The organism is Streptacidiphilus anmyonensis (assembly GCF_000787855.1).
GTDB lineage: Bacteria > Actinomycetota > Actinomycetes > Streptomycetales > Streptomycetaceae > Streptacidiphilus > Streptacidiphilus anmyonensis.
The window spans coordinates 51,689-78,502 of sequence record NZ_BBPQ01000022.1 but is presented as its reverse complement, the minus strand read 5'-3'; the positions used below and the strand labels follow the sequence as shown (position 1 = coordinate 78,502).

Below are 26,814 nucleotides of genomic sequence, written 5' to 3'. Positions count from 1 at the left end.
AGCTCCCAGGCGAGCGCAACGGAGGCCTAAAGTCACGGCCAGTCACCGCGCCATGGGTAGACAGGTCGGGGCCTGCGCGCGGATCGACCCCCTCATGCCAGAGGAAGGAATCTCCGTGCGCAACCGTTCCCTGCTTGTGTTGACCGCCATCGCGGCCACCGGCACCCTCACCCTCACCGCCTGTGGCTCCCGTGCGTCGAACAGCGGCAGTGGCGGCTCCGGTTCCGGCTCCACCACCGTCACCATCGGCGTCGACGCGCCGCTCACCGGTTCGCTCTCGGCCCTCGGCATCGGGATCCAGAACTCCGTCGACCTCGCCGTCAAGACCGCGAACAAGACCAACGAGGTCCCCGGGGTCACCTTCAAGATCGAGGCCCTGGACGACAAGGCCGCGCCGCAGCAGGGCAGCCTGAACGCCACCCAGCTCGTCGGCGACAGCTCCGTCGTCGGCGTCGTCGGCCCGCTGAACTCCGGCGTCGCGCTGACCATGCAGAAGACCTTCAACAACGCCAACCTGGTCGAGGTCTCCCCGGCCAACACCAACCCGGCGCTGACCCAGGGCCCGAACTGGCAGACCGGCACCAAGGCCCGTCCCTTCGCGTCCTACTTCCGCACCGCCACCACGGACGCGATCCAGGGCCCCTTCGCCGCGCAGTTCGCCTTCAGCACGCTGGGCAAGAAGAAGGTCTTCCTGGTCGACAACAAGGACGCCTACGGCGTCGGCCTGGTCGGCACCTTCAAGGACGAGTTCACCAAGCTCGGCGGCACCGTGGCCGGCCAGGACCACGTCACCAGCGGCGCGAGCGACTTCTCCTCCACGGTCAACGCGATCAAGTCCTCCGGCGCCGACTTCGTCTACTTCGGCGGCGAGTACCCGGACGCGGCCCCGCTGACCAAGCAGCTCAAGGCCCAGGGCGTCAACATCCCGATGATCGGCGGCGACGGCAACTACGACCCGACCTACATCAAGCTGGCCGGGACCGCCTCCAACGGCGACTTCGCCACCTCCGTGGGCGCGCCGGTGGAGTCCCTGCCCTCCGCCCAGACCTTCGTGGCCAACTACAAGGCCGGCGGCTACTCGCAGGCCTACGGCGCCTACGGCGGCTACTCCTACGACAGCGCCTGGGCGATCATCGAGGCGGTCAAGGCCGTCGTCAGCGCCAACAACGGCAAGCTGCCCAGCGACCCGCGTCAGGCGGTGGAGAAGGCGATGAGCAACGTCAACTTCTCCGGTGTGACCGGCACGGTCTCCTTCGACCAGTACGGCGACGCGACCAACAAGCAGCTGACCGTCTACGGCGTCAAGAACGGCGTCTGGACCACCATCAAGACCGGCACCTTCTCCGGCTGACGCCGCCCGCACCGGCGCGCATCCGCCGAGGCACCTTCTGAGACACCAACCGCGCGGGGGCACCACACCTTGCCCCCGCGCGGTTCCACGTCCGGTCCGCGGACAGGGTCCGACACCGGCTCGAACACGGAGGACCGCGGTGCACGAACTGCCGCAAAACCTGGTCAACGGCCTGCTCCTGGGCGCGACCTACGGACTGATCGCCGTCGGCTACACGATCGTCTACGGCATCGTCCAGCTCATCAACTTCGCCCACGGCGAGATCTTCATGACCGGTGCGTTCGGCGCCCTGTCGGTCTACCTCGGACTCGGCTCCGGGACCTCGATGTGGATCGCCATCCCCCTGATGCTGCTCGGGGCCATCGTCACCTCGACCGTGATCGCCGTCCTCACCGAACGGCTCGCCTACCGGCCGCTGCGCAACGCGCCACGCCTCGCGCCGCTGATCACCGCGATCGGTGTGTCGATCACCCTTCAGCAACTGGTCTGGGGCTTCTACCCCAGCGCCAAGTCGCCCCGTGTCTTCCCGAGCCTGCCGGGCGGCCCGTTCCACATCGGCGGCGTGCTGATCCAGTCGGCAGACATCTTCGTGGTGGTCGCCGCCGTGCTCTCCACCCTGTTCCTGGCCTACTTCGTGCGCGCCACGCGCACCGGCCGGGCCATGCAGGCCACCGCGCAGGACCCGGACACCGCCAAGCTCATGGGCATCAACACCGACCGGGTCATCGTCATCGCCTTCGCGCTCGGCGCCGGCTTCGCCGGGATCGCCGGTGTGGCCTGGGGGCTTCGCTACGGCGAGATCAAGTTCGACATGGGCTTCCTCACCGGCCTCTACGCCTTCACAGCGGCGGTTCTCGGCGGCATCGGCAACATCTACGGCGCCATGCTCGGCGGTCTGGTCCTCGGCCTGGTCCAGAACCTCACCGCGATCTACATCGCCGACATCCCCGGCATGAGCCAGTTCAGCAGCCAGTCCTGGTCCAGCGTCTGGGCCTTCGTCATCCTCATCCTGGTGCTCATGGTCAGGCCGCAGGGCCTGCTCGGTGAGCGCGTCGCGGACAGGGCGTAACCACCATGACCGACACCCTCCAGATCCGACCCGAAGCCGCCGCCGCGCCCAAGCCGGCCATCCCGCTCCCGACCGCCGCGGCCCGCGCGGTCACCGCGGCCGGCGCCGTGCTCACCGCCGCCTCCGCCTTCCTGTCCTGGACCTACAGCTCGCAGTTCCCCGGGGACCTGACCGTCACCGGTTACCCCGGCGGACTGCAGTGGATCACGTTCACCGGCGGGCTGCTCACGCTGCTCTACCTCCTCGTCGGCTACGGCGCCCCGGGGTTGCGCGGCCTGGCCCCCGGCGGCGCCGAGGGGACGACGGTGATCCTCGCCGTCGGCGCGGCCGCCACCACCTGGTTCACCCTCATCGCCATCAGCGTCGAGCTCGGCGGCCTGGCCAACCTCACCACCGGCGGCTGGGTCGCAGGGGTCGCCTCGCTCCTCGCCGTCGCCGGCGCGCTCGGACTGCCGCGCGACGGGCAGCACCCGCAGGGCAACCGCCTCGGCGTGCTGCTCTACCCGGGCAAGCGCCCCGAGCTGCGCCCCGCCGAGCCGATGCCCGCCGTCCTCGAAGTGGGCGTCGTGCTGCTGACCCTGGCCGCCGCCCTCGGCGTCTTCGCCTACGGCGTCGACACCTCCTACGCCGAGCTGTTCGCCGGTTTCCTCATCCTCACCGGTTTCGCCGCCTGGGCCCTGAACCGCTCCGGCGACTTCGCCCGGCTCGGCGAGATCATGCAGCGCCACCGCGTCCTCGCCTCCGTCGGAGCCTTCGTCGCGGCGGGACTCTTCCCCTTCACCCAGACGGGCGGCAGCGCGGAGGCCAACGCCAACCTCGGCGTCTCCATCCTGATCTTCGCGGCCACCGCCCTCGGCCTGAACATCGTCGTGGGCCTCGCCGGCCTGCTGGACCTCGGCTACGTCGCCTTCCTCGGTGTCGGCGCCTACACCGCGGCCTTGGTCTCCGGAGCCGCCGGCACCGCGTTCAACGTCCAGTTCCCGTTCTGGGCCGCGGCGTTGCTCGGCGCCGTCGTGTCCGGCATCTTCGGCGTCCTGCTCGGCGCGCCCACGCTGCGGGTGCGCGGCGACTACCTGGCCATCGTGACCCTCGGCTTCGGTGAGATCTTCCGCATCGTCGTGCAGAACCTCGACGGGACCTCCGGCCCGAACGTCACCAACGGCGCCATCGGCATCAGCAACGTCCCCGACCTGAACATCCTCGGGTTCGACTTCGGCTCGGCCCACAGCTTCGGGCCGTTCAGCATCGGCCGCTTCGCCAACTACTTCGAGCTGATGCTGCTGTTCACCGCCATCATCGTGCTGGTGTTCTCCCGCTCCGCCAACTCCCGGATCGGACGCGCCTGGGTCGCCATCCGTGAGGACGAGACCGCGGCGACCGCGATGGGCATCAACGGCTTCCGCTTCAAGCTGCTGGCCTTCGCCCTCGGCGCCACCCTGGCCGGCCTCGCCGGCACCGTCTTCGTCCACGTCAACTACAGCATCGTGCCGGACACCTTCCAGTTCGCCGGGCCCACCCCGCCGAACTCGGCCTTCCTGCTGGCCGCCGTCGTCATCGGCGGCATGGGCACCGTCTCGGGACCGCTCGTCGGCGCCTCGCTGTTCTTCCTGCTGCAGGCGAAGCTCTCGTTCCTGCACGACTACCAGCTGCTGCTCTTCGGCCTCACCCTGATCCTCTTCATGCGCTTCCGTCCCGAGGGCATCATCCCCAACCGCCGCCGCCAGCTGGAGTTCCACGAATCCCAGACCGAGGGCGGCCAGGAAGGGCCCACCCCCGAACTCCGCACCGCAGAGGCGTGAACGCGATGACCGACACCACCACCGCCACCGTCGACAACGCACCCGCCCCGGGCACCCCGCTGCTCCAGGCGAGCAACGTCGTCATGCGCTTCGGCGGCCTCACCGCCGTCAACGACGTCTCGCTGACCGTCAACACCGGCGAGATCATCGGACTCATCGGCCCCAACGGAGCCGGGAAGACCACCTTCTTCAACTGCCTCACCGGCCTCTACGTCCCCACCGAGGGGACCGTCACCTACAAGGGGGCGACGCTCCCGCCCAAGCCGCACAAGGTGACGCAGGCGGGGATGGCGCGCACCTTCCAGAACATCCGCCTCTTCCACAACATGACGGTCCTGGAGAACGTCCTCGTCGGCCGGCACACCCGCACCAAGGAGGGCCTCCTCTCGGCCATCCTGCGCGGCCCCGGCTACCGCCGCGAGGAGGCCGAGTCCAGGGCCAAGGCCATGGAGTACCTCGACTTCGTCGGCCTGGCCGACAAGGCGGGCAGCCTGGCCCGCAACCTCCCCTACGGCGAGCAGCGCAAGCTGGAGGTGGCCCGCGCCCTCGCCAGCGAACCCGGCCTGCTGCTGCTCGACGAGCCCACGGCCGGAATGAACCCCCAGGAGACCCGGGCCACCGAGGAACTGGTCTTCGCCGTCCGGGACCGCGGCATCGCCGTCCTGGTCATCGAGCACGACATGCGCTTCATCTTCAACCTGTGCGACCGCGTGGCCGTCCTGGTCCAGGGCCGGAAGCTCGTGGAGGGCGACGCCGCGACCGTCCAGGGCGACGAGCGCGTGGTCGCCGCCTACCTCGGCACGCCCTACGAGGCGGACGCCGACAGCACCACCGCGGACGACAGCACCACCCCGGAGGAGAACCAGTGACCGCGCTTCTCGAGGTCCAGGACCTCCGCGTCGCCTACGGCAAGATCGAGGCCGTCAAGGGAATCTCCTTCAGCATCGAGGAAGGACAGGTGGTCACCCTCATCGGCACCAACGGCGCCGGCAAGACCACCACGCTGCGGACCATATCCGGGCTGCACCAGCCCACGTCGGGCAGCATCCTCTTCAAGGGCGAGCGGATCGACGGCAAGCCCGCCCACGAGATCGTCAGGATGGGCCTGGCCCACTCCCCCGAGGGCCGCCGCATCTTCGCGCGGATGACCATCGAGGAGAACCTGCTGCTCGGCGCGTTCCTGCGCCGGGACACCCCGGGCATCCAGGCCGACGTCGAGCGGGCGTACGAGCTCTTCCCCATCCTCGGCGAGCGACGGAAGCAGGCGGCCGGCACGCTGTCCGGCGGTGAGCAGCAGATGCTGGCGATGGGCCGCGCGCTGATGTCGCAGCCGAAGCTGCTGATGCTGGACGAGCCCAGCATGGGCCTGTCGCCGATCATGATGCAGAAGATCATGTCCACCATCGCGGAGCTGCGCGAGCAGGGCATGACGATCCTGCTGGTCGAGCAGAACGCCCAGGCCGCGCTGTCGCTGGCGGACCAGGGGCACGTGATGGAGGTCGGGCGGATCTCGCTGTCCGGCACCGGCGCGGACCTGCTCCACGACGAGTCCGTCCGCAAGGCGTACCTCGGCGAGGACTGAGACAACAGAAAGAGGGGTGCGGGGCCGTCGGCCCCGCACCCCTCTTTCTGTCGTCCCCTACTTCTTGGCGTCCTGCGAAGCGCCTTCCTCGATGACGGCCTCGGCGACGGCCTTCATCGTCATCCGCCGGTCCATCGAGGTCTTCTGGATCCAGCGGAACGCGGCCGGCTCGGTCAGCCCGAACTTGGTCTGCAGCACGCTCTTGGCCCGGTCGACCAGCTTGCGGGTCTCCAGACGCAGGTTGAGGTCCTCGATCTCCAGCTCCAGCGCGCGCATCTCGCTGTAGCGGGAGACGGCCATCTCGATCGCGGGGACCAGGTCGCCCTTGTTGAACGGCTTGACGATGTAGGCCATCGCCCCGGCGTCGCGGGCGCGCTCCACCAGCTCGCGCTGGGAGAAGGCGGTGAGCATCAAGGTCGGCGCGATGTGGGCCTGGTGGATCTGCTCGGCAGCCGAGAGCCCGTCCAGGACGGGCATCTTCACGTCGAGGATGACCAGGTCGGGCTTCAACTCCTCGGCCAGCCGGACGGCCGTCTCACCGTCACCCGCCTCGCCGACGACGGTGTAGCCCTCCTCCTCAAGCATCTCCTTGAGGTCGAGGCGGATCAGTGCCTCGTCCTCGGCGATGACGACACGGGTGGTCGTCGGCGGGACGTGCGGGTCCTGCTCGTCGGCGGCGGTCACGATGCTCCTCGTAGCTCCGGGGCGTACGGCGCAAGCCTACCTAGCTGCATCGCACTGGGCGCACACGGTATGGTGCTGATGCACACCACCGGCCGGGTTGGTGGAACGGCATACACGGATGTCTCAAACACATCTGCCGAAAGGCTTGCGGGTTCGAATCCCGCACCCGGCACCCTGCGAGGGCCCGCTTCGGCGGGCCTTTCTCATGATGTGGACACACGCGCTCCGGGCCGACGGCACACCTGCAAGTGACGCACCCCCACGCCGCCCCTTACGGCCATCGCATCGCGCCACCGCCCCCCTCCGGGGCGCCTCCGGCAGCCCGCCGACGAATCTCAAGAACCGGACCCTCTCGCCATCGGATTCTTAGGGCAACCCGCGTAGACGACTGAATAATCTGCGCCGCTGCGAGCCATGCTCAAATTTTCCTCAGCGAGTTGAGGATTCTCTGAGCAGCTAATACACAGCATCCGAAGGCATCTATTCAGTAACGGCATCTATGCATGGGATAAATGCCGCCCTTACGGTTGGGCAACTCTCAAGCAACTGCTCCCCACCCTCCGAGAGGCTTGCATGAGCACCAGTACCCAACTGCCCTCATCCCCCGCCAAGGGCAGGACCCTGCGCCGTGAAATCGGCCTGATCGGTCTGATGTGGGCGTCCGTCGGTTCGATCATCGGATCCGGATGGCTCTACGGCGCGAAGAACGCCGTCATGATGGCCGGTCCGGCCGCTGTGATCTCCTGGCTGATCGGCGCGGTCGCGATCGTGCTGCTCGCCCTGGTGCACGCCGAGCTCGGTGGCATGTTCCCCGTCGCCGGTGGTACCGCGCGCTACCCGCACTACACCTTCGGCGGCCTCGCCGGCATGTCCTTCGGCTGGTTCTCCTGGCTGCAGGCCGCCACCGTGGCGCCGATCGAGGTCGAGGCCATGATCGGCTACGCCGGTCACTGGTCCTGGGCCACCGGGTTCCAGAACGCCGACGGGACACTGACGACCTCCGGCTTCGTGGTCGCCGTGATCCTCATGGCCGTCTTCGTGGCGGTGAACTTCCTGGGCGTCAAGGTACTGGCGCACACCAACAGCGCGGCGACTTGGTGGAAGATCTTCATCCCGCTGGTGACGATCTTCGTCGTGGCGCTGACGCACTTCCACGGCAGCAACTTCACCTCGCACGGCTTCATGCCGTTCGGCGGCAAGGGCATCCTGGCCGCGATCAGCACCTCCGGCATCATCTTCGCCCTGCTCGGCTTCGAGCAGGCGATCCAGCTCGCCGGTGAGAGCAAGAACCCGAAGAAGGACATCCCCCGCGCCGTCCTCGGCTCGGTCGCCATCGGCGCCGCGATCTACGTCCTGCTGCAGGTCGCCTACATCGGCGCGCTGCCGGGCGCCTCCTTCGCCAAGGGCTGGGCGAGCCTGGCCTACCAGGGCATCTCCGGCCCGTGGGCGGGTCTGGCCTCGCTGGTCGGTCTGGGCTGGCTGGCCTGGTTCCTCTACCTGGACGCGGTGGTCTCCCCGGCCGGTACCGGCCTCATCTACACCACCTCGACCTCGCGCATCTCCTTCGGTCTGAGCCGCAACGGCTACGCGCCGAAGCTGTTCGAGAAGACCGAGCGCCAGGGTGTCCCGTGGTTCGGCCTGATCATCTCCTTCGTGGTCGGCGTCATCTGCTTCCTGCCCTTCCCGAGCTGGCAGGCGCTGGTCTCCTTCATCACCTCCGCCTCGGTGCTGATGTACGCGGGCGCCCCCCTCGCCTACGGCGCGCTGCGCAAGCAGCTGCCGGCGCGTGAGCGTCCCTACCGCCTGCCCTTCGGCCAGGTCATCTCGCCGCTGTCGTTCGTCATCGCGACCCTGATCATCTACTGGAGCGGCTGGAGCACCCTGTGGCGCCTCGGCCTCGCGATCCTGCTCGGCTACCTGCTGATGGGTTCGTACGCCTGGTACGCCACGGCCACCGGCAAGTCCTACGCGCCGAAGATGGACTGGAAGTCGGCGCAGTGGCTGCCGGTCTACCTGGTCGGCATCGGCATCGTCTCCTGGCAGGGCCAGTTCGGCGGCAGCGGCAACATCCCGCTCTGGGTGGACATCGCGATCGTCGCCGTCTTCGCCCTGGGCGTGTACTACTGGGCGATCGCCACGTCGCTCAAGGCCGCCGAGATCGAGCGGAACATCGAGGACGTCGAGGTCGTGGACGAGGGTGGGCACTGACCTCCCGCGCCTGACATGACCGAGCCCGGTCGGAGCAACGCCGCTCCGACCGGGCTCTTCCCTTGTGCGCGTGCGCTACGGCTTCGTCGGCAGCGGCAGGTCGTCCTGGCCGACGTGGTGGACCCGGACCAGGTTGGTGGACCCGGCCAGCCCCGGCGGGGAGCCGGCGGTGATGACGACGATGTCGCCCACCTCGCAGCGGCCGATGGCCAGCAGCGCCGCGTCGACCTGGTCGATCATCTCGTCGGTGGTCCCGACGAACGGGCCGAGGAAGGTCTCCACGCCCCAGGTGAGCGCCAGTTGGCTGCGCACGGCCGGCTCGTAGGTGAAGGCCAGCACCGGGATCGGCGAGCGGTAGCGGGACAGCCGGCGCGCGGTGTCGCCGGACTGGGTGAACGCGACCAGGTACTTGGCGTGCAGGAAGTCGCCGATCTCCGCGGCCGCCCGGGCCACCGCGCCGCCCTGGGTGCGCGGCTTGCTGGTGACGCTCAGCGGCGGCAGCCCGGCCGCGAGGATCTCCTCCTCGGCGGCGCAGACGATGCGGGACATGGTCCGGACCGTCTCCACCGGGAACTTGCCGACGCTGGTCTCGCCGGAGAGCATCACCGCGTCCGCGCCGTCGAGGACGGCGTTGGCGACGTCCGACGCCTCGGCGCGGGTCGGCCGGGAGGCGTTGATCATCGAGTCCAGCATCTGCGTGGCCACGATGACCGGCTTGGCGTTGCGGCGGCACAGCTTGATGGCGCGCTTCTGCACCAGCGGCACCTGCTCCAGCGGCATCTCGACGCCCAGGTCGCCGCGGGCGACCATGACGGCGTCGAAGGCGTCGACGATCTCGTCGAGCTTCTCGACCGCCTGCGGCTTCTCCACCTTCGCGATGACCGGGACGAAGCGCCCCTCCTCGCTCATGATGCGGTGGACGTCCTTGATGTCGTCCGCGCTGCGGACGAAGGAGAGGGCGACCATGTCGGCGCCGATACGGAGACCCCAGCGCAGGTCGGCGACGTCCTTGTCGCTCAGCGCGGGAACGGAGACGGCCACACCGGGGAGGTTGAGGCCCTTGTGGTCGGAGACCATGCCGCCCTCGACGACGGTGCAGTGCACGTCCTGCCCGTCGACGGCGGTGACTTCGAGGGTCACCCGGCCGTCGTCGACGAGGATGCGCTCACCGGGGATGACGTCCTGGCACAGGCCCTTGTAGGTCGTGCCGCAACGGAGGCGGTCGCCCTCGACGTCGGCGGTGGTGATGGTGAAGGAGTCCCCGCGCTCCAGGAGCACGGGCCCCTCGGCGAAGGTGTCCAGGCGGATCTTGGGGCCCTGCAGGTCGACCAGGATGCCGACGCTGCGGCCGGTCTCGTCCGCGGCCTTGCGGACTCGGCGGTAACGGTCCTCGTGCTCGGCGTAGCTGCCGTGGCTGAGGTTGAAGCGGGCCACGTCCATACCGGCGTCCACGAGCGCTTTGATCTGCTCGAAGCTGTCGGAGGCGGGGCCTAGCGTACAGACGATTTTTGCTCGGCGCATGGAACGAGCCTAGTTCCTACCGTCTGGTAGCTTCATGGCGCTGGCGGTCCGTCAGATGTCTTTTGTCCGACCGAGCGTTGAAGATTCCGAAACGTACGCGGACCGGACGCCCACATGAACCCCGGGGGAACACTTCCTTGCCGTACACCCCTCCCCCTGTCGAACGCCCGTCGTCGCTGCCTAGGCTTCCGCGCGTGGAACGGGTACGAGGAACGACGGCGCTGGCCGCCGCCGCGGCCGTGGCGCTGACCGGCGCGGCCGTCTGGCAGCTCTCGGGAGGCGCGGGGGCCGCGCCGGGCGCGGGGGGCACGTCGCAGCAGCAGGCGGACGGCTATCCCGGGCTGCCGCACACGTCGGTGCAGGCCTCCCCCGGCGGCTGCGGCACGGGCTGGAGCAGCACGCGCGCGGCCACCGGCCTCCAGGTGTTCGACGTCGCCAACTCCGGGATCGCGCCCGCGGACGTGCAGCTGATCGAGCCCGCCTCGGGCGCCGTGCTCGGCGAGGTCGAGGGGCTGGCGCCGAACCGGTCCCGGCCGCTGCTGGTCCGCCTCGCGGCCGGCTCCTACGCCTTCCGCTGCCTTCAGCAGGACGTCGACGCCGCGACCGGCCCCACCGTCAAGGTCACCGGCTCCGGCTCCGGCTCCGGCTCCGGCTCCGGCTCCGGCCAGGGCACCCCCGCCGTCGTGCCCGTCACCCAGCAGGACCTGATCCCGGTCGCGCTCGCCTACCAGCACTGGGTCGCGGGCCAACTCCCCGGCCTGGTCGCCGACGTGGACGCGCTGCACAGCGCCGTCGCCTCCGGCGACCTCGCGGGCGCGAAGCAGCGCTGGCTCACCGCGCACCTCGCCTACGAACGCCTCGGCGCCGCCTACGGGGCCTTCGGCGACGTCGACGACGAGATCAACGGCCCCCGCAGCCACGACACCGGCTTCCACGGCGTCGAGTACGGGCTGTGGCACCAGGGCTCGACCACCGGCCTGGAACCCGTCGCCGCGAAGCTGCTCACCGACGTCAAGGGGCTGGCCGCCGGCTGGCCGAAGGTCCAGCTGGACCCGGCCGTGCTCGGCGTGCGGGCGCACGAGATCGTCGAGAACGCCGTCGAGTTCGAGCTCAGCGGCCGCACCGACTACGGCAGCGACTCCAACCTCGCCACCGTCGGGGCCAATCTGGACGGCACCACCGAGGTGCTGACCCTGCTGCGTCCGCTGCTGACCTCGCGCGTCCCGATGCCGCAGATCGACGCGGCGATGGCGGCGGCCCGCGCCCAGCTGGCCGCGGACGGGAACACGCCGCTGGGCAGCCTGACGCAACCGCAGCGCGAGAAGTTGAACGCCGTGTTCGGGGACCTGGTCGAGCAGCTCGCGCCGATCGCGGCGGTGCTGGAAGTACGGAGGACGCAGTGAGCGCGCAGCCCAAGGACGTCGCACGGCGGGCCGTGCTCGCGGGCGCTCTGGCCACGGGGGCCGCGGCGGCGTTGACGGGCGCCTCGACCGCCCGGGCGACCACCCCCTCCGGGGACGCCCCGCGCGGCTTCCACGGCGTGCACCAGGCCGGCGTGCTCACGCCGAAGCGCCGGGTCGCGGCCTTCGTCTCCTTCGACGTGACCGCGGGCGACCGCGCCGGGCTCACCGACCTGTTCGGCACCCTGACCGACCGGGTGCGGGCCCTGACGACGGGGGGTGTGCCCGAGCCGCTCGGCATCAGCGCGCCGCCCGCCGACTCCGGCGTGCTCGGGCCGGTACCGCCCGGCGGCCTGCTGACGGCCCTCGTCGCGGTCGGCGCTTCGCTCTTCGACGAGCGCTTCGGCCTCGCGGCACGCAGGCCGGTCAGGCTCTCCACCATGCCGGCCTTCCCCGACGACGACCTCGACCCGTCGGTCTGCCACGGCGACCTGCTGCTGCAGCTGGAGGCCGACGACACCGACGTGATCGCCTCCGCCCTGCGCGACATCGCCCGGCACACCCGCGGCGCGATGCAGGTGCGCTGGCGCGTCGACGGCTTCGCCTCGCCGCCGCGTCCCGTCGGCACGCCGCGCAACCTGATGGGCTTCCGCGACGGCACTGCCAACCCCGACACCGGCGACACCCGCCTGATGGACCAGCTGCTCTGGGTCGACGCGGGACAGGGCGAGCCGGCCTGGGCCACGAACGGCTCCTACCTCGCCGTGCGGCTGATCCGGATGCTGGTGGAGTTCTGGGACCGCGTCGGCATCACCGAGCAGGAGCGGATGTTCGGCCGCCGCAAGGACTCCGGCGCGCCGTTGGACGGTCAGGCCGAGACGGACACGCCCGACTTCGGCGCCGACCCGACCGGCGACGTCATCCCGATGGACTCGCACATCCGGCTCGCCAACCCGCGCACCGCGCAGACGGCCGCGCAGCGGCTGCTGCGTCGAGGGTTCAACTACGACCGCGGCACCGACGCCAACGGCAACCTCGACATGGGTCTGGTCTTCTGCGCCTTCCAGCAGGATCTGGAGCGTCAGTTCGCCGCCGTGCAGAGGCGTCTGGCGGGAGAGCCGCTGGTGGACTACATCCGTCCGTTCGGCGGCGGCTACTTCTTCGTCCTGCCAGGTGTTCGGGATGCGAACGACCGTTATGCTCGGGACCTGCTCGCATGATCTACGCGCGCAGAGACCAGGCTTCGTGTGGCGTTTACGGGCACGTCACCTGACGGGTCCCAGCGCGTCGGCCGCCCCGCGAAGGATGCGGACGCGCAGTTGATGAGTGTTCAGTTCAGCTTGACGAACGTGCAGTCACCGGAGGGGATACGGGATGAGCGGCAACACGGATAGGGCGAAGGGCGCGCGCCGGGGTCGGCGCTTCGCCGCGCTCGCGGGCGCGGCGGCACTGACGGTCGCCGCGGGCACCGCGCCGGCCTGGGCGGCCTCTGCTGACCACGGCGGCCACGGCCACGGCAAGGTGCACACCACCACGCCGATCAAGCACCTCGTGGTGATCTTCCAGGAGAACGTCTCCTTCGACCACTACTTCGGCACCTACCCGAAGGCCGCCAACACCGACGGAACCCCGTTCACCGCGGCCAAGAACACGCCGAAGAAGGTGAACAACCTGGTGAACTCGGGTCTGCTGACCAGCAACCCGAACCTCTACGCGCCGCAGCGCCTCTCCGACAAGCAGGCCCTGACCTGCGACCAGAACCACAACTACACGCCGGAGCAGTACGCCGAAGACGGCGGCAAGATGGACAAGTTCGTCCAGAACACCTCCAAGGACACCTGCTCGGGCGGCCTGTACGGCGCGCCCGGCCTGGCCATGGACTACTACGACGGCAACACCGTCACCGGCCTGTGGAACTACGCCCAGCACTACACGCTGAGCGACAACTCCTTCTCGGACGTCTACGGCCCGTCCACCGTCGGCGCGCTCGGCCTGGTCTCCGGCCAGACCCACGGCGTCATCTCGGTCACCGGCAACGGCAGCACCACCAACCCGACGCAGACCTCGACGCCGGACTCGTACACCGTGCACTCGCCCAACGCCCAGGGCGTCGGCACCGTCACGGCCGACCCGGACCCGGCCTACGACGACTGCGCCAACAACAACCACACCTCCAACAACGCGCTGGCCGAGATGCAGGGCACCAACGTCGGTGACCTGCTGAACGCCAAGCACGTGACCTGGGGCTGGTTCCAGGGCGGCTTCCGCCCGACCACGCCGTACAACGGCACCAGCGGCTACGCGGTCTGCGGCGCCTCGCACACCAACATCGGCGGCGCGTCGGTCGCGGACTACAGCGCGCACCACGACCCGTTCGAGTACTACAAGTCGACCTCGAACCCGCACCACCTGCCGCCGGCGAGCGAGGCGGAGATCGGCAACGCCGGTCAGGCCAACCACCAGTACGACCTGACCGACTTCGACACGGCGCTGGCCAAGGGCAACCTGCCCGCCGTCAGCTTCCTGAAGGCGGCCGAGTACCAGGACGGCCACGCCGCCTACTCCGACCCGACCGACGAGCAGAACTTCCTCGTCAAGCAGATCAACGCGCTGGAGTCCTCCCCGGAGTGGTCCTCCACCGCGGTCGTCATCGCGTACGACGACTCCGACGGCTGGTACGACCACGTCTACCACGCGCCGACCAACGGCTCGACGGACGCCACGGTCTCCGGCACCGTCGCCACCGACTCCCCGGCCTGCCAGGCCGGCCCGGCCGCCAAGAAGGGCTACGCCGACCGCTGCGGCGTCGGCCCGCGTCAGCCGCTGCTGGTGATCTCGCCCTACGCGCGCACCAACAACGTCTCGCACACCTTCACCCAGCAGGCCTCGATCACCCGGTTCATCGAGGACAACTGGAAGCTCGGCCGCATCGGCGACGGCTCCTTCGACGCCACCGCCGGTCGTCTGAACTCCGACTTCAACTTCGACTGCCCGAACAACGTCCGGGTGCTGCTCAACAGCAACGGCTCGGTCGCCTCGGTCACGCCGATCAAGCACCACGACAACAGCGACACCCCTGAGGCCATCCAGGCCTCCCCGGCCGCGGCCTCGGCCACGTCCGACAACGGCTCGACGATGCTCTCCATCAGCCTGGGCGCGGCGGCCGTCGCCGCCCTCGGCACCGGCTGGGCGGTCTCCCGCCGGGCGCGCCGCAAGGCCACCGTGTAACGGCGGCAGGAGCACCAGGGAAGGCCGGATCCGCGTCGCGGGTCCGGCCCTCCGGCGTTCCCCGGGAACCGGACTGAGGAGTCGTGCGTCGCAGGGGTATGCGTTCTGTCCGTGTATCCGCCGTTCCTGTCCTGGCTCTCGCCGGCGCCCTGCTCGCCGCCGCTCTGACCTCGTGCGCGAGCGCGACCCCGACAGCCATAGACGTGGCGCAGTCGCCGGGCGCCCCGGGGCCGGGCTTCCAGACCCGCGCGGCCGAGCTGGCGTCCGGCTGGCTCGGTTCCCCGTCGCAGCAGACGTGGGAGTCCGGGTACGTGCCGCTGGAGGACACCACGCGGCTGCCGTCGGGGGCCTTCCACTCGGGTGCGGACAAGGCCGCCTACGAGGCCGGCCAGTTCCATGTGAACGCGCCGCTGCCGTACGGACCGGGCAAGCAGACCGTGCGGTTCGACCACGGCACCACAGCGACCCTGCCGGCGCTCGGCGCCGGCCAGGCCCTGCGCGCCGGGAGCCTCGGCCACTGCCCGACCTCGAGCTGTCCGACCTGGCTGACGGTGACGGGCGTCCGTGCCGCCACCGAGCGCGTGCGGACCAGCCAGGGCGAGGCGACCGTCCCGGCCTGGGCCTTCGTGATCCAGGGGTACCAGGGCGAGTTCGTCTTCGCGGCGGTGAAGCCGCAGACGCTGCCGGAGCCCGTCGATCCGGCGCGGCTGAACGGTTACCAGGGCGCACGTCTGGTCTCGGTCTCCGCCGACGGCCGCACCCTCACCCTCGGCGCGGTCACCGGCTGCGGCAAGCAGGCGCCGAGCGGGCTGGTCTACGAGACGAAGGACGTGGTCGTGGTCGGTGCGACGGACAAGCCCGCACCGATGTCGCCGGGGACCGTCTGCCCCGCCGACGCGGTCATGGCACGCGTCCAGGTGCACCTGGGCGACGTCCTGGACGGCCGCACGGTGATCAACGTGGGGACCGGGCAGCCCGAAGCGGCCGTGGGCTAGTCGTCCGTCCGAGGAAACGAACAACGGCACCAGCCCCCCGAACTTGGTCGGGGACAGGGGGCGGGTGCCGTCTCAGTTCGCCGCGTGCGATCCGGCGCCGTTGCAGGCCACGCTGGCTGACCCGTCGGACTGTCAGCCTCTCCGTCGTCAGACGGTGAGCGGGCGGTCCGTCGGGCGGATCGGGGCGGGCAGCGTGGAGGCGCGGCCCGAGAGGTAGGAGTCGACCGCCTTGGCCGCGGAGCGGCCTTCGGCGATGGCCCAGACGATCAGCGACTGGCCGCGGCCGGCGTCACCGGCCACGAAGACGCCATCGACGTTGGTGGCGAATCGACTGTCGCGGGCGACGTTGCCTCGCGCGTCAAGGTCCACACCGAGCTGCTCCACCAGGCCGTTCTTCACGTCGGTGCCCGTGAAGCCCATGGCCAGGGTGACCAGCTGGGCCGGGATGGCCCGCTCGGTGCCGGGGACCGGCTCGAAGCGGCCCTCGGTGAACACTACCTCAACCAGGTGGAGCTGCTGGACGTTGCCCACTGCCTGTCCCTCTTCGGGGGCGGACCCGCTGAAGTGAGTGGTGTTGACGGAGTAGATCCGCTCACCGCCCTCCTCGTGGGCCGAGGTGACCTTGAAGACCATCGGCATGGTCGGCCAGGGCTGGCCGGTCGGACGGTCGTCGCCCGGACGCGGCATGATCTCCAGCTGGGTCACGGACGCCGCGCCCTGACGGTGCGCGGTGCCGACGCAGTCGGCGCCGGTGTCGCCGCCGCCGATGACCACGACGTGCTTGCCGGCGGCGCTGATCGGCGAGTCGACGTAGTCGCCCTCCTGCACCTTGTTGGCCAGCGGCAGGTACTCCATGGCCTGGTGGATGCCGGAGAGCTCGCGGCCCGGCACGTTCAGGTCGCGGGCCGTGGTCGCACCCGCGGCGACGACGACCGCGTCGAAGCGCTCGCGCAGCTGACGGCCGGTGATGTCGACGCCCACCTCGACACCGGTGCGGAACCGGGTGCCCTCCGCGCGCATCTGCTCGACGCGGCGGTTGACGTGGCGCTTCTCCATCTTGAACTCGGGGATGCCGTAACGCAGCAGGCCGCCGACGCGGTCGGCGCGCTCGTACACCACCACGGTGTGCCCGGCGCGGGTCAGCTGCTGGGCGGCGGCCAGGCCCGAGGGCCCGGAGCCGATGACGGCGACGGTCTTGCCGGAGAGGCGGTCCGGGACCTGCGGCGTGACGCTGCCGTTGTCCCAGGCCTTGTCGATGATGGTGACCTCGACGTTCTTGATGGTCACCGGGTCCTGGTTGATGCCGAGGACACACGCCGACTCGCACGGGGCCGGGCAGAGGCGACCGGTGAACTCCGGGAAGTTGTTGGTCGCGTGCAGACGCTCGCTGGCGCCCCTCCAGTCGTCGCGCCAGGCCAGGTCGTTCCACTCGGGGATGAGGTTCCCGAGCGGGCAGCCGTTGTGGCAGAACGGGATGCCGCAGTCCATGCAGCGACCGGCCTGCTTGCTGATGATGGGCAGCAGCGACCGCTCGACGTAGACCTCGTTCCAGTCGCGGACGCGGTCGGCGACCGGACGGCGCTCGGCGAGCTGCTTGGGCGTGGTGAGGAAGCCCTTCGGGTCAGCCATTAGCCGCCTCCATCATCTTCCGGGTGGTCTCGGACTCGGAGAGCCCGTCTCGCTCGGCGGCGTCCTTGGCGGCGAGCACGGCCTTGTAGTCGGTGGGCATGATCTTGGAGAAGCGGGAGACACCGCTGCCCCAGTCCGCGAGGAGCTCGGCGGCCACCGTGGAGCCGGTCTCCTCGTAGTGCTGCTGCACGGTCTCGCGCAGCCATTCGCGGTCGCCCGCGTCGGGCGCCTCGATGCCGACCATGCCGCCGTTGACGTTGGCCGGACGCAGGTCGAGGACGTAGCCGATGCCGCCGGACATGCCGGCCGCGAGGTTGCGGCCCGTCTCGCCGAGGATGACGACGCGGCCGCCGGTCATGTACTCCATGCCGTGGTCGCCCACGCCCTCGACGACCAGGACGGCGCCGGAGTTGCGGACGGCGAAGCGCTCACCGGCCTTGCCGCGCAGGTGGATCCGGCCCGCGGTGGCGCCGTAGCCGACGGTGTTGCCGGCGATCACGTGGTTCTGCGCGTCGGCGCCGATCGCGGAGGCCTCGCGGGACGGGCGGACGATCACGACACCGCCGGAGAGGCCCTTGCCGACGTAGTCGTTGGCGTCGCCCTCGAGGCGGATGGTGATGCCGCGCGGCACGAAGGCGCCCAGCGACTGCCCGGCGGAGCCGGTCAGGGTGACGTCGACGGTGCCCTCGGGCAGGCCCTCGCCGCGGTAACGCCTGGTCACCTCGTAGCCGAGCATGGTGCCGACGGTGCGGTTGACGTTGCGGACCGGCAGCTGGATCTTGACGGCGTTGCCGCGCTCCAGGGCGTCCTCGGCCAGCTCGATCAGCTGGTTGTCGAGCGCCTTGTCCAGACCGTGGTCCTGCTGGGTGGTCTGGTGCAGGGCGGAGCCCGTGTCGGGGACGTGCAGCAGCGGGGCGATGTCCAGACCGCTGGCCTTCCAGTGGTCGACGGCGTCGGTCGCGTCGATGAACTCGGCGTGGCCGACGGCCTCCTCGATCGAGCGGAAGCCCAGCTCCGCGAGGATCTCGCGGACCTCCTCGGCGATGAACTCGAAGAAGTTCACCACGAACTCCGGCTTGCCGCTGAACCGCTCGCGCAGCACCGGGTTCTGCGTGGCGACGCCGACCGGGCAGGTGTCCAGGTGGCAGACGCGCATCATGATGCAGCCGGAGACGACCAGCGGGGCGGTGGCGAAGCCGAACTCCTCGGCGCCGAGCAGCGCGGCGATGACCACGTCGCGGCCGGTCTTCAGCTGGCCGTCAGTCTGCACGACGATCCGGTCGCGCAGGCCGTTGAGCAGCAGCGTCTGCTGGGTCTCGGCGAGGCCGAGCTCCCAGGGGCCGCCGGCGTGCTTGAGGGAGGTGAGCGGGCTCGCGCCGGTGCCGCCGTCGTGGCCGGAGACCAGCACGACGTCCGCGTGGGCCTTGCTGACGCCCGCCGCGACCGTGCCGACGCCGACCTCGGAGACCAGCTTCACGTGGATGCGGGCGACCGGGTTGGCGTTCTTCAGGTCGTGGATGAGCTGGGCGAGGTCCTCGATGGAGTAGATGTCGTGGTGCGGCGGCGGGGAGATCAGGCCGACGCCGGGGGTGCTGTGCCGGGTCTTGGCCACCCACGGGTAGACCTTGTGGCCGGGCAGCTGACCGCCCTCGCCGGGCTTGGCGCCCTGGGCCATCTTGATCTGGATGTCGTCCGCGTTGACCAGGTACTCGCTCGTGACGCCGAAGCGGCCGGAGGCGACCTGCTTGATCGCGGAGCGGCGCGCCGGGTCGTAGAGGCGGTCCGGGTCCTCGCCGCCCTCACCGGTGTTGGACTTGCCGCCGAGCTGGTTCATCGCGATGGCGAGCGTCTCGTGGGCCTCCAGCGAGATGGACCCGTAGGACATCGCGCCGGTGGAGAAGCGCTTGACGATCTCGCTGGTCGGCTCGACCTCCTCGATCGGGATCGGCCCGCGGTCCTCACCCGGCTTGAACTTGAACAGACCGCGCAGCGTCATCAGGCGCTCCGACTGCTCGTTCACGCGCGAGGTGTACTGCTTGAAGATGTCGTAGCGCTTGGTGCGGGTCGCGTGCTGGAGCCGGAAGACGGTCTCCGGGTCGAACAGGTGCGGCTCGCCCTCGCGTCGCCACTGGTACTCGCCGCCGATCTCCAGACGGCGGTGCGCCGGGGAGATGCCGGAGGCCGGGTAGGCCTGGGCGTGACGGGCGGCGGTCTCCTTGGCGATCTCGTCCAGGGTGATGCCGCCGAGCTTGGTGGTGGTGCCGGCGAAGTAGCCGTCCACCAGCTCCTGGCTGAGGCCGATGGCCTCGAAGACCTGCGCGCCGCGGTAGGAGGCGACGGTGGAGATGCCCATCTTGGACATCACCTTCAGCACGCCCTTGCCCAGGGCCTTGATCAGGTTGCGGATCGCCTTCTCCGGCTCGATGCCGGTGATGAAGGTGCCCCGCGCGACCAGGTCCTCGACGGACTCCATGGCCAGGTACGGGTTGACCGCGCCCGCGCCGTAGCCGATCAGCAGCGCGACGTGGTGCACCTCGCGGACGTCCCCGGCCTCGACGATCAGGCCGACGTGGGTCCGCTGCTTGGTGCGGATCAGGTGGTGGTGGATCGCGGAGGTGAGCAGCAGCGAGGGGATCGGTGCGTGCTCGGCGTCGGAGTGGCGGTCGGAGAGCACGATCAGGCGGGCGCCGTCGGCGATCGCCGCGTCGGCCTCGGCCGCTATCTCCGTCAAGCGGGCGGCGAGGGCCTCGCCTCCGCCGGAGACCTTGTACAGGCCGGAGAGCGTGACCGCCTTCAGACCCGGCAGGTCGCCGTCGGCGTTGATGTGGATCAGCTTGGCCAGCTCGTCGTTGTCGATGACCGGGAACGGCACCACGACGGAGCGACAGGAGGCGGCCTCGGCGTGTAGCAGGTTGCCCTCGGGGCCCAGGTTGGAGCCGAGCGAGGTGACCAGCTCCTCGCGGATGGCGTCCAGCGGCGGGTTCGTGACCTGCGCGAACAGCTGGGTGAAGTAGTCGAAGAGCAGTCGCGGCTTGGAGCTCAGCGCGGCGATGGGCGAGTCGGTGCCCATCGAGCCGAGCGCCTCGGCGCCGGACTTGGCCATCGGGGCCAGCAGGACGCGCAGCTCCTCCTCGGTGTAGCCGAAGGTCTGCTGGCGACGCGTCACCGACGCGTGCGTATGCGCGATGTGCTCGCGCTCGGGCAGCGCGTCGAGCTTGATCGAGCCGGCGTGCAGCCACTCCGCGTAGGGGTTCTCCGCGGCCAGGGCCGACTTGATCTCCTCGTCGTCGACGATGCGGCCCTCGGCGGTGTCCACCAGGAACATCCGGCCCGGCTGCAGGCGGCCCTTGCGGACGACCTGGTCCTGCGGGATGTCGAGGACGCCGACCTCGGAGGCGAGCACGACCAGGCCGTCGACGGTGACCCAGTAGCGGGCCGGGCGCAGGCCGTTGCGGTCGAGCACGGCGCCGATCTGGGTGCCGTCCGAGAACGTGACGCAGGCCGGACCGTCCCAGGGCTCGATCAGGTTCGAGTGGAACTGGTAGAAGGCGCGGCGGGCCGGGTCCATGGTGGCGTGGTTCTCCCACGCCTCCGGGATCATCATCAGCACCGCGTGCGGCAGCGAGCGGCCGCCGAGGTGGAGCAGCTCCAGGACCTCGTCGAAGGAGGCGGTGTCGGAGTGCTCCGGGGTGCAGATCGGGAAGATCCGGTTCAGGTCGCCCGGGATGAGGTCGGTGGCGAGCTGCGACTCGCGGGCCGTCATCCAGTTGCGGTTGCCCTTGACGGTGTTGATCTCACCGTTGTGGGCGACGAAGCGGTACGGGTGCGCCAGCGGCCAGCTCGGGAACGTGTTGGTGCTGAAGCGGCTGTGCACGAGGCAGAGCGCGGAGGCGAACGACCGGTCCGAGAGGTCCGGGAAGAACGGCTCCAGCTGCCCGGTGGTGAGCATGCCCTTGTAGACGATGGTGCGCGAGGAGAGGGAGGGGAAGTAGATCCCGCTCTCCCGCTCGGCGCGCTTGCGCACGACGAAGGCGACCCGGTCGAGCTCCAGCCCGTCCTTCTGCCCCTCGGCGTCGGTGACGAAGAGCTGACGGAAGCGCGGCATGACCGAGCGCGCGGTCGCGCCCAGCAGGTCGGGCGTCACCGGGACGTCGCGCCAGCCGAGGACCGTCAGGCCCTCCTCGGCGGCGATCGTCTCGATGGACGAGACTGCCGTCTCGTCCGCCGTGTCGTCGTCCGGCAGGAAGGCGATGCCGACGGCATAGCGGCCCTGCTCGGGCAGCTCGAAGCCGGCCTCGGCGGCCTTGGCCGCCAGGAAGGCGTGCGGGATCTGAGTCAGAATGCCGGCACCGTCACCCGAGTCCGGTTCGGAGCCGGTGGCCCCGCGGTGCTCCAGGTTGCGCAGAACGATGAGCGCCTGCTCGATGATGCGGTGCTCGGCGACTCCGCTGAGCGAGGCGACGAAGCCGACGCCGCAGGCGTCGTGCTCGTTGCTGGGGTCGTACAGGCCCTGCTTCGCGGGGCGTGCGTCCGCCAGGGCGGCATAAGGCCGCGGGGCGGGGCGCGCGGACGCAGGCAGCATTGGCTCTCCCGTCGTCGTGATCGGCATGGAGGTCAATTCACATGCGCATCCGGGACGACGCTGGCCCTTAGCGATTTGCGTGTCGTGCAAGTTACATGATGCCCGAGATTCCACTCAGTGGATTTTTCAGTCCATCATGTGGACGAGCCAGCTGCGTGCGGCCATGGATGGAGGCCGTAGTAAAGGACATCCCGTGGGGGTCGCGTCCGCATGAACCCCGGGTCAGGGGTATTCGGACGTCCTCGCAAGTCTGCCCGAACGCCGCGCTCGCGAAACAGGGGGTTCATGCAATTGCACTGTGTGAGTAACACCACCTCGTGGCCGGTCAGGCACATGCGGTAGGCAGAGCACGGGTGCGGGCAGGGCAGGGCAGGGCAGGGCAGGGCACGGCGGCGGGCAGAGCAGGAGCCAGGCACGGGTGGGCGCCAGGCACGCGTTGGCACCATGCACGCGTGGGCGTCAGCCGATGTGACCGCCGATGAGGTGGCCGAGGAAGAAGGTCACTCCCGCCGCGGCTGCGCCCAGGAACAGCTGACGCAGGCCCGAGAACCACCAACTGCGGGCCGTCACCTTGCTGACCACCGCGCCGGCGGCGAAGAGGCCCACCGCCGCGATGCCCACCGCCGGCAGCAGGGAGGTGGCGCCGAGCAGGTACGGCAGGAGCGGGAGCAGGGCGCCGAGGGCGAAGGCGGTGAAGGAGGACACGGCGGCTACGAGGGGCGACGGCAGGTCGTCCGGGTCGATGCCCAGCTCCTCACGGGCGTGCACCTCGAGGGCGCGATCCGGGTCCGCCGACAGCTGCTGGGCGACCTCGAACGCCAGCCTCGGCTCGACACCGCGCTCGACGTACAGCTGCGCCAGCTCGGCCAGCTCCTCCTGCGGGTTGCGCTCGAGCTCACGCCGCTCCAGCGCCAGCTCGGCCTGCACCATCTCACCCTGCGAGGCGACCGAGGTGTACTCCCCCGCGGCCATCGAGAACGCGCCGGCCGCGAGCCCGGCCAGGCCCGTCAGCACGATCACGTTGTGGTTCGCGCTGCCGCCGACGACACCGGCCATGAGCGCGAAGTTGGACACCAGTCCGTCCATCGCTCCGAAGACCGCCGGGCGGAGCCAACCGCCGTTCACGTCACGGTGGTCGTGCTTGTAGGCGTCGGCGGTCTCGGCTATGTCCTGGGCGCTCATCGTCATCGTGGTCACGTCCAGGAAGTTAACGCTTCCCGAGTTTCGTTTCCAGCAAGGCAGGACTGCCTAACCACGCCCCTGACCTGCGAAGTTAGGCATTCCTTGCCTAAGCGGCCGATGGGGCCGCCTACGCCGCGACGGCCTCGCCGAGCCGTCCGTCGACCATCTCCAGCACCCGGTCCGCCGCCGCGAGCTGGGCCTTGTCGTGGGTGACCATCACCGTCGCGGTGCCGTGCTCGCGGGTGATCCGCGCCAGCAGGCCGACGATCTGCTCGCCGCGCTCGTGGTCGAGCGCGGAGGTCGGCTCGTCGATGAGCAGCACGGAGGGCTCCGCGAACAGCGCCCGCGCGATGTTGACCCGCTGGCGCTCGCCGCCGGAGAGCTGGTGCGGACGGCGGTGCTGCTTGCCGTCGGTCAGGCCGACGGACGCGAGCAGGCCCTCGGCCCGGCGCAGCGCCGCGCGCGGCTTCTCGCCGCGCAGGTGCGCGACGGCCTGGAGCTGCTCGACGGCCGTCAGCGAGGCCAGCAGGTTGGACTGCTGGAACACGATCCCGATCGTGTCGCGCCGCAGCGCCGTGCGCTGTCGGTCGTTCAGGGTGGCGGCGTCCTGGCCGCCGATGACGACGCGACCGGAGTCGGGGGTCAGCAGCGTGGCCGCGACGGCCAGCAGGCTCGACTTGCCGGAGCCGGAAGGACCCACGACGGCGGTGAACTCGCCCGGACCGACCTCCAGGGAGACGGCGTCCAGCGCGGTCAGGCGGCGGTCCCCGTCCGGGTAGGTGAGGACGATGTCGGACAGGACGAGGCTCATCGGTTGGCTCCCAGCGCGGTCAGCGGATCGACGGAGGTGATGCGGCGGACGGCCAGGGCCGCGCCGGCGAGGCCCAGCAGGACCATGACGACGACCGGGACGGCCACCGTCGCCGCGCCGAGGGTGAACGGCAGGCCGCTGCCGCCGAGCAGCGCCCCACCGGCGAATCCGATCAGCGCGCCGGTCAGCGCACCGGCCGCCAACATGGCCAGGGCCTGGGCCAGAGCGTCGCGGATCAGGTACCCGCTGGACGCGCCGACGGCCTTGAGCACCGCGATGTCCCCCTTGCGCTGCACCGTCCACACCGTGAAGAACGCGCCGACGACGAGCGCGCTGACCGCGAAGAGGAAGCCCTGGATCATCTGGAGGCTGCCCTGCTCGGCCGAGTACCCGTCGATGCCGGCGAGGGCCGCGTCGCGCGAGACGGTCTCGGTGTTCTGCGCCTTGTCCAGCGCGGCGACGTCGGCGGAGCCCGGATCGACCGCAAGGGCGTTGGGCTGCCTGGCCCCCGTGATCTGGGCCCAGGTGCCGGAGGTGGTCCACACGCTGGGTGCGTGGGCGTACGAGCGGTCCGCGGTGATCGCCGAGACGGTCAGCGTCTGGCCGCCGACGGACACCTTGTCCCCGACGTGCAGCCTGCTGTCGTCCGCGACCTTCTGGCCGACCGCGACCTGGCCGGTCTGCGGAGCCGCGCCCGAGGAGACGGGCGGCAGCAGGTCGCTCGGCGCACCGAAGACGCTGACCGAGGTCGCGCCGCTGTCGCCGGTGAGCCGGGACATGGCCACGCCGAACGGCTCGACCTTGCCTATGCCGGGCGCGGCGGCGAAGGCCTGCTCCTGCTGGGCGCTGATCCCGCTGTTGCTGAAGGACACCTCCGGCGTCGCGCCCTGCGGCGCACCGAAGACGACGTCCCTCGTGGGGAGCTGCGCGATCGAGGACGAGGCGGCCGAGGCGAGGCCGCCGGTGAGGCCGTAGAGGAAGACCACGAGCGTGGTGATGAGCGTGACGACCGCGTCCATCAGGGCGAAGCGCCCCTTGGCGAAGCGGATGTCACGCAGGGCGACGAACACGGGAGGACTCCTCGGAAGCGGGGCGAACGGACGTTCTGTCGTCCTCCACACTCGTCCGCGGAGGAAGTTGTTCCATCAGGGAGAGGATGGGTTCCGAATCAACCGAAAGGTTGATGGTCCGGCGGCGCCGGACGTCGGCGACGGGACGTAGGGTCGATGCCGTGACCAGCACTCCCCCCGCACAGCACGACCCGGCGCGGATGCCCGCGCTCCGGGTGATGCGGGTCGCCCTGCACGCCATGTTCTACGTCCTGCTGGTGATCGGCTGCGTGGGCGGCGGGGTGACGTCCTGGGTGCTGGGGGCGGCGCTGGGCGCGGCCTACGCCTTCGGCGGCTTCTTCGCCCGGCCGGAGGCCACCCGGCGGGACGCGCTGCTCTGGCTGGCGGCCGTCACCGTCCTCTGGGTGGCCCTGGCGGCGGAGTCCCCGGGCGCCGGCTACGTGGCCTTCCCGCTCTACTTCCTCTACCTGCACCTGCTGCCGCCGCGCTGGTCGCTGCCCTCGGTCGCGCTGCTGACGGGCGTCGTCATCGCGGCCCAGGCCAACACCTCCGGCGGGCTGACGGCGGCCAAGGTGATAGGGCCCTGCGCGGGCGCGGCGGTCGCGGTGCTCACGGCCTACGGCTACGCGGGCCTGTACCGGGAGAGCCGCCGCCGCCAGGCCCTGATCGACGACCTGGTGCGCACTCGGGACGAGCTGGCCGAGTCGCAGCGCGAGGCCGGTCGCCTCGCCGAACGCGCCCGGCTGGCCCGCGAGATCCACGACACGCTCGCCCAGGGCCTCTCCTCGATCGTGCTGCTGGCCCGCTCCACGGAGTCGGCGCTGCCCGCCGGGGCGGACGCAGCGGCCGAGCGGGTGCGCGAGATCGGGGCCACCGCCGGGGAGAACCTCGCCGAGGCGCGCCGCTTCGTCGCCGCGCTGACACCCCCGTCGCTCCAGGACGCCACGCTGCCGGAGGCGCTGCGCCGGGTCACCGCCGGCTGCGGCCCCGTCCCGCAGGTCTCCTTCCATCTCGACGGTGAGCCCTACCCGCTGGCGGTGGAGACCGAGGTGGCCCTGCTGCGCCTCACCCAGGAGGCGTTGGCGAACGTCCAGCGCCACGCCCGCGCCGAGCGGGCCGCGGTCACCCTCGCCTACCTCGACGACCAGGTGACCCTCGACGTCTTCGACGACGGCGTCGGCTTCGCTCCGGAGGCGCCCGCGGGGGGCGCGGGGGGCGCGGGCTCGGCCGACCGGCCGCGCTTCGGACTGCACGGCATGCGGGAGCGGATCGCCGAGCTCGGCGGCACACTGACGATCGAGTCCGCGCCGGGCGAGGGCACGGCCGTCGCCGCCGCCATCCCGCTCCACGGCACCTCCGGCCCGGCCCAGGCCGCGCCCGAGCCGGCCCCCGCCTCCGCGCCGACGCCCACGTCCGTGTCCGTCTCCGAGCCCGAGCCCGCGCCCGCGCCCGCGCCCGCGCCTGCGCCCGGGTCCCCCGAGCCGTCCGCCGAACCGTCCGCCCGACCGGGCGTCCGCCCCCACCCCGTGGAGCGCGCCTCGTGATCACCGTCGTCCTGGTCGACGACCACCCCGTCGTCCGGCGCGGCCTGCGGGCGCTGCTGGAGGAGCTGCCCGAGCTGGAGCCGGTCGGGGAGGCCGCCGACGGCGCCGAGGCGCTGCGCCTGCTGGAGCGGCTCGCCGCCGCGGGCGGGTCCCCGCCCC

General features: G+C 70.7%; 18 protein-coding genes and 1 tRNA gene. 12 read left to right on the top strand and 7 right to left on the bottom strand.

Annotated elements, in window-relative coordinates:
* Positions 1-115: 115 nt before the first annotated feature.
* The 5 genes from TR50_RS20470 (at position 116) to TR50_RS20450 (ending at position 5,801) form a co-directional block, all read left to right on the top strand.
* Positions 116-1,351, top strand: coding sequence for a branched-chain amino acid ABC transporter substrate-binding protein (locus tag TR50_RS20470; protein WP_042423307.1), 1,236 nt, complete (start codon positions 116-118; stop codon positions 1,349-1,351).
* Positions 1,352-1,490: 139 nt separating this feature from the next.
* Positions 1,491-2,420 (top strand): branched-chain amino acid ABC transporter permease, encoded by a 930-nt coding sequence (locus tag TR50_RS20465; protein ID WP_042423304.1) that lies wholly within the window; start codon positions 1,491-1,493, stop codon positions 2,418-2,420.
* Positions 2,421-2,425: 5 nt separating this feature from the next.
* Positions 2,426-4,219: a branched-chain amino acid ABC transporter permease gene (locus TR50_RS20460; protein ID WP_052441136.1), complete on the top strand. Its 1,794-nt coding sequence runs from the start codon at positions 2,426-2,428 to the stop codon at positions 4,217-4,219.
* 5 nt (positions 4,220-4,224) lie between these two features.
* The gene (locus TR50_RS20455) at positions 4,225-5,088 is read left to right on the top strand and encodes an ABC transporter ATP-binding protein (RefSeq protein ID WP_042423419.1); all 864 of its coding nucleotides are present in this window, start codon (positions 4,225-4,227) and stop codon (positions 5,086-5,088) included.
* Positions 5,085-5,801, top strand: a complete 717-nt coding sequence (locus TR50_RS20450; RefSeq protein WP_042423301.1) for an ABC transporter ATP-binding protein — start codon at positions 5,085-5,087, stop codon at positions 5,799-5,801. The genes TR50_RS20455 and TR50_RS20450 overlap by 4 nt, the downstream gene beginning before the upstream one ends.
* Before the next feature lie 57 nt (positions 5,802-5,858).
* Here the strand turns inward: TR50_RS20450 and TR50_RS20445 are convergent, their stop codons facing one another.
* On the bottom strand, positions 5,859-6,485 hold the full coding sequence (locus TR50_RS20445) for an ANTAR domain-containing response regulator (protein WP_236654499.1): 627 nt from the start codon (positions 6,483-6,485) through the stop codon (positions 5,859-5,861).
* Between the two features lie 91 nt (positions 6,486-6,576).
* Between TR50_RS20445 and TR50_RS20440 the strand changes: the two genes are divergently transcribed.
* Both TR50_RS20440 and TR50_RS20435 read left to right on the top strand, forming a co-directional pair.
* Positions 6,577-6,657, top strand: a tRNA-Leu gene (locus TR50_RS20440).
* Between the two features lie 401 nt (positions 6,658-7,058).
* Positions 7,059-8,693 carry an APC family permease gene (locus TR50_RS20435; protein ID WP_042423293.1) on the top strand — a complete coding sequence of 545 codons (1,635 nt, stop codon included), beginning with the start codon at positions 7,059-7,061 and terminating at the stop codon, positions 8,691-8,693.
* A 75-nt stretch (positions 8,694-8,768) separates the two neighbouring features.
* Here TR50_RS20435 and pyk read toward each other — a convergent pair whose 3' ends face one another.
* Positions 8,769-10,214, bottom strand: a complete 1,446-nt coding sequence (gene pyk / locus TR50_RS20430) for a pyruvate kinase (protein ID WP_042423291.1) — start codon at positions 10,212-10,214, stop codon at positions 8,769-8,771.
* A gap of 194 nt (positions 10,215-10,408) precedes the next feature.
* Here pyk and TR50_RS20425 point away from each other — a divergent pair, with 194 nt between their 5' ends.
* From TR50_RS20425 to TR50_RS20410, 4 genes are all read left to right on the top strand, one after another.
* Positions 10,409-11,617, top strand: coding sequence for an EfeM/EfeO family lipoprotein (locus tag TR50_RS20425; protein WP_063775110.1), 1,209 nt, complete (start codon positions 10,409-10,411; stop codon positions 11,615-11,617).
* Positions 11,614-12,834 carry an iron uptake transporter deferrochelatase/peroxidase subunit gene (gene efeB / locus TR50_RS20420; protein WP_042423288.1) on the top strand — a complete coding sequence of 407 codons (1,221 nt, stop codon included), beginning with the start codon at positions 11,614-11,616 and terminating at the stop codon, positions 12,832-12,834. Before TR50_RS20425 ends, efeB begins: the two co-directional genes overlap by 4 nt.
* A 154-nt stretch (positions 12,835-12,988) precedes the next feature.
* The gene (locus TR50_RS20415) at positions 12,989-14,842 is read left to right on the top strand and encodes a phospholipase C (RefSeq protein WP_042423285.1); all 1,854 of its coding nucleotides are present in this window, start codon (positions 12,989-12,991) and stop codon (positions 14,840-14,842) included.
* A gap of 203 nt (positions 14,843-15,045) precedes the next feature.
* Positions 15,046-15,837, top strand: a complete 792-nt coding sequence (locus TR50_RS20410) for a hypothetical protein (protein WP_042423282.1) — start codon at positions 15,046-15,048, stop codon at positions 15,835-15,837.
* 147 nt (positions 15,838-15,984) lie between these two features.
* On the opposite strand, the gene TR50_RS20405 is transcribed toward TR50_RS20410, so the two are convergent.
* The 5 genes from TR50_RS20405 to TR50_RS20385 form a co-directional block, all read right to left on the bottom strand.
* Positions 15,985-17,466 (bottom strand): glutamate synthase subunit beta, encoded by a 1,482-nt coding sequence (locus TR50_RS20405; RefSeq protein WP_042423279.1) that lies wholly within the window; start codon positions 17,464-17,466, stop codon positions 15,985-15,987.
* A complete protein-coding gene (gene gltB, locus TR50_RS20400) occupies positions 17,459-21,973 on the bottom strand; it encodes a glutamate synthase large subunit (RefSeq protein ID WP_042423410.1) in 4,515 nt (1,504 codons plus the stop codon). Before gltB ends, TR50_RS20405 begins: the two co-directional genes overlap by 8 nt.
* A gap of 534 nt (positions 21,974-22,507) precedes the next feature.
* Positions 22,508-23,230 (bottom strand): VIT1/CCC1 transporter family protein, encoded by a 723-nt coding sequence (locus TR50_RS20395; protein ID WP_042423408.1) that lies wholly within the window; start codon positions 23,228-23,230, stop codon positions 22,508-22,510.
* A gap of 127 nt (positions 23,231-23,357) precedes the next feature.
* On the bottom strand, positions 23,358-24,041 hold the full coding sequence (locus tag TR50_RS20390; protein ID WP_042423275.1) for an ABC transporter ATP-binding protein: 684 nt from the start codon (positions 24,039-24,041) through the stop codon (positions 23,358-23,360).
* Positions 24,038-25,111 carry an FtsX-like permease family protein gene (locus tag TR50_RS20385; RefSeq protein WP_042423271.1) on the bottom strand — a complete coding sequence of 358 codons (1,074 nt, stop codon included), beginning with the start codon at positions 25,109-25,111 and terminating at the stop codon, positions 24,038-24,040. Before TR50_RS20385 ends, TR50_RS20390 begins: the two co-directional genes overlap by 4 nt.
* A 161-nt stretch (positions 25,112-25,272) precedes the next feature.
* Here TR50_RS20385 and TR50_RS20380 point away from each other — a divergent pair, with 161 nt between their 5' ends.
* Positions 25,273-26,655, top strand: a complete 1,383-nt coding sequence (locus tag TR50_RS20380) for a sensor histidine kinase (protein WP_369405758.1) — start codon at positions 25,273-25,275, stop codon at positions 26,653-26,655.
* Positions 26,656-26,814: the final 159 nt, after the last annotated feature.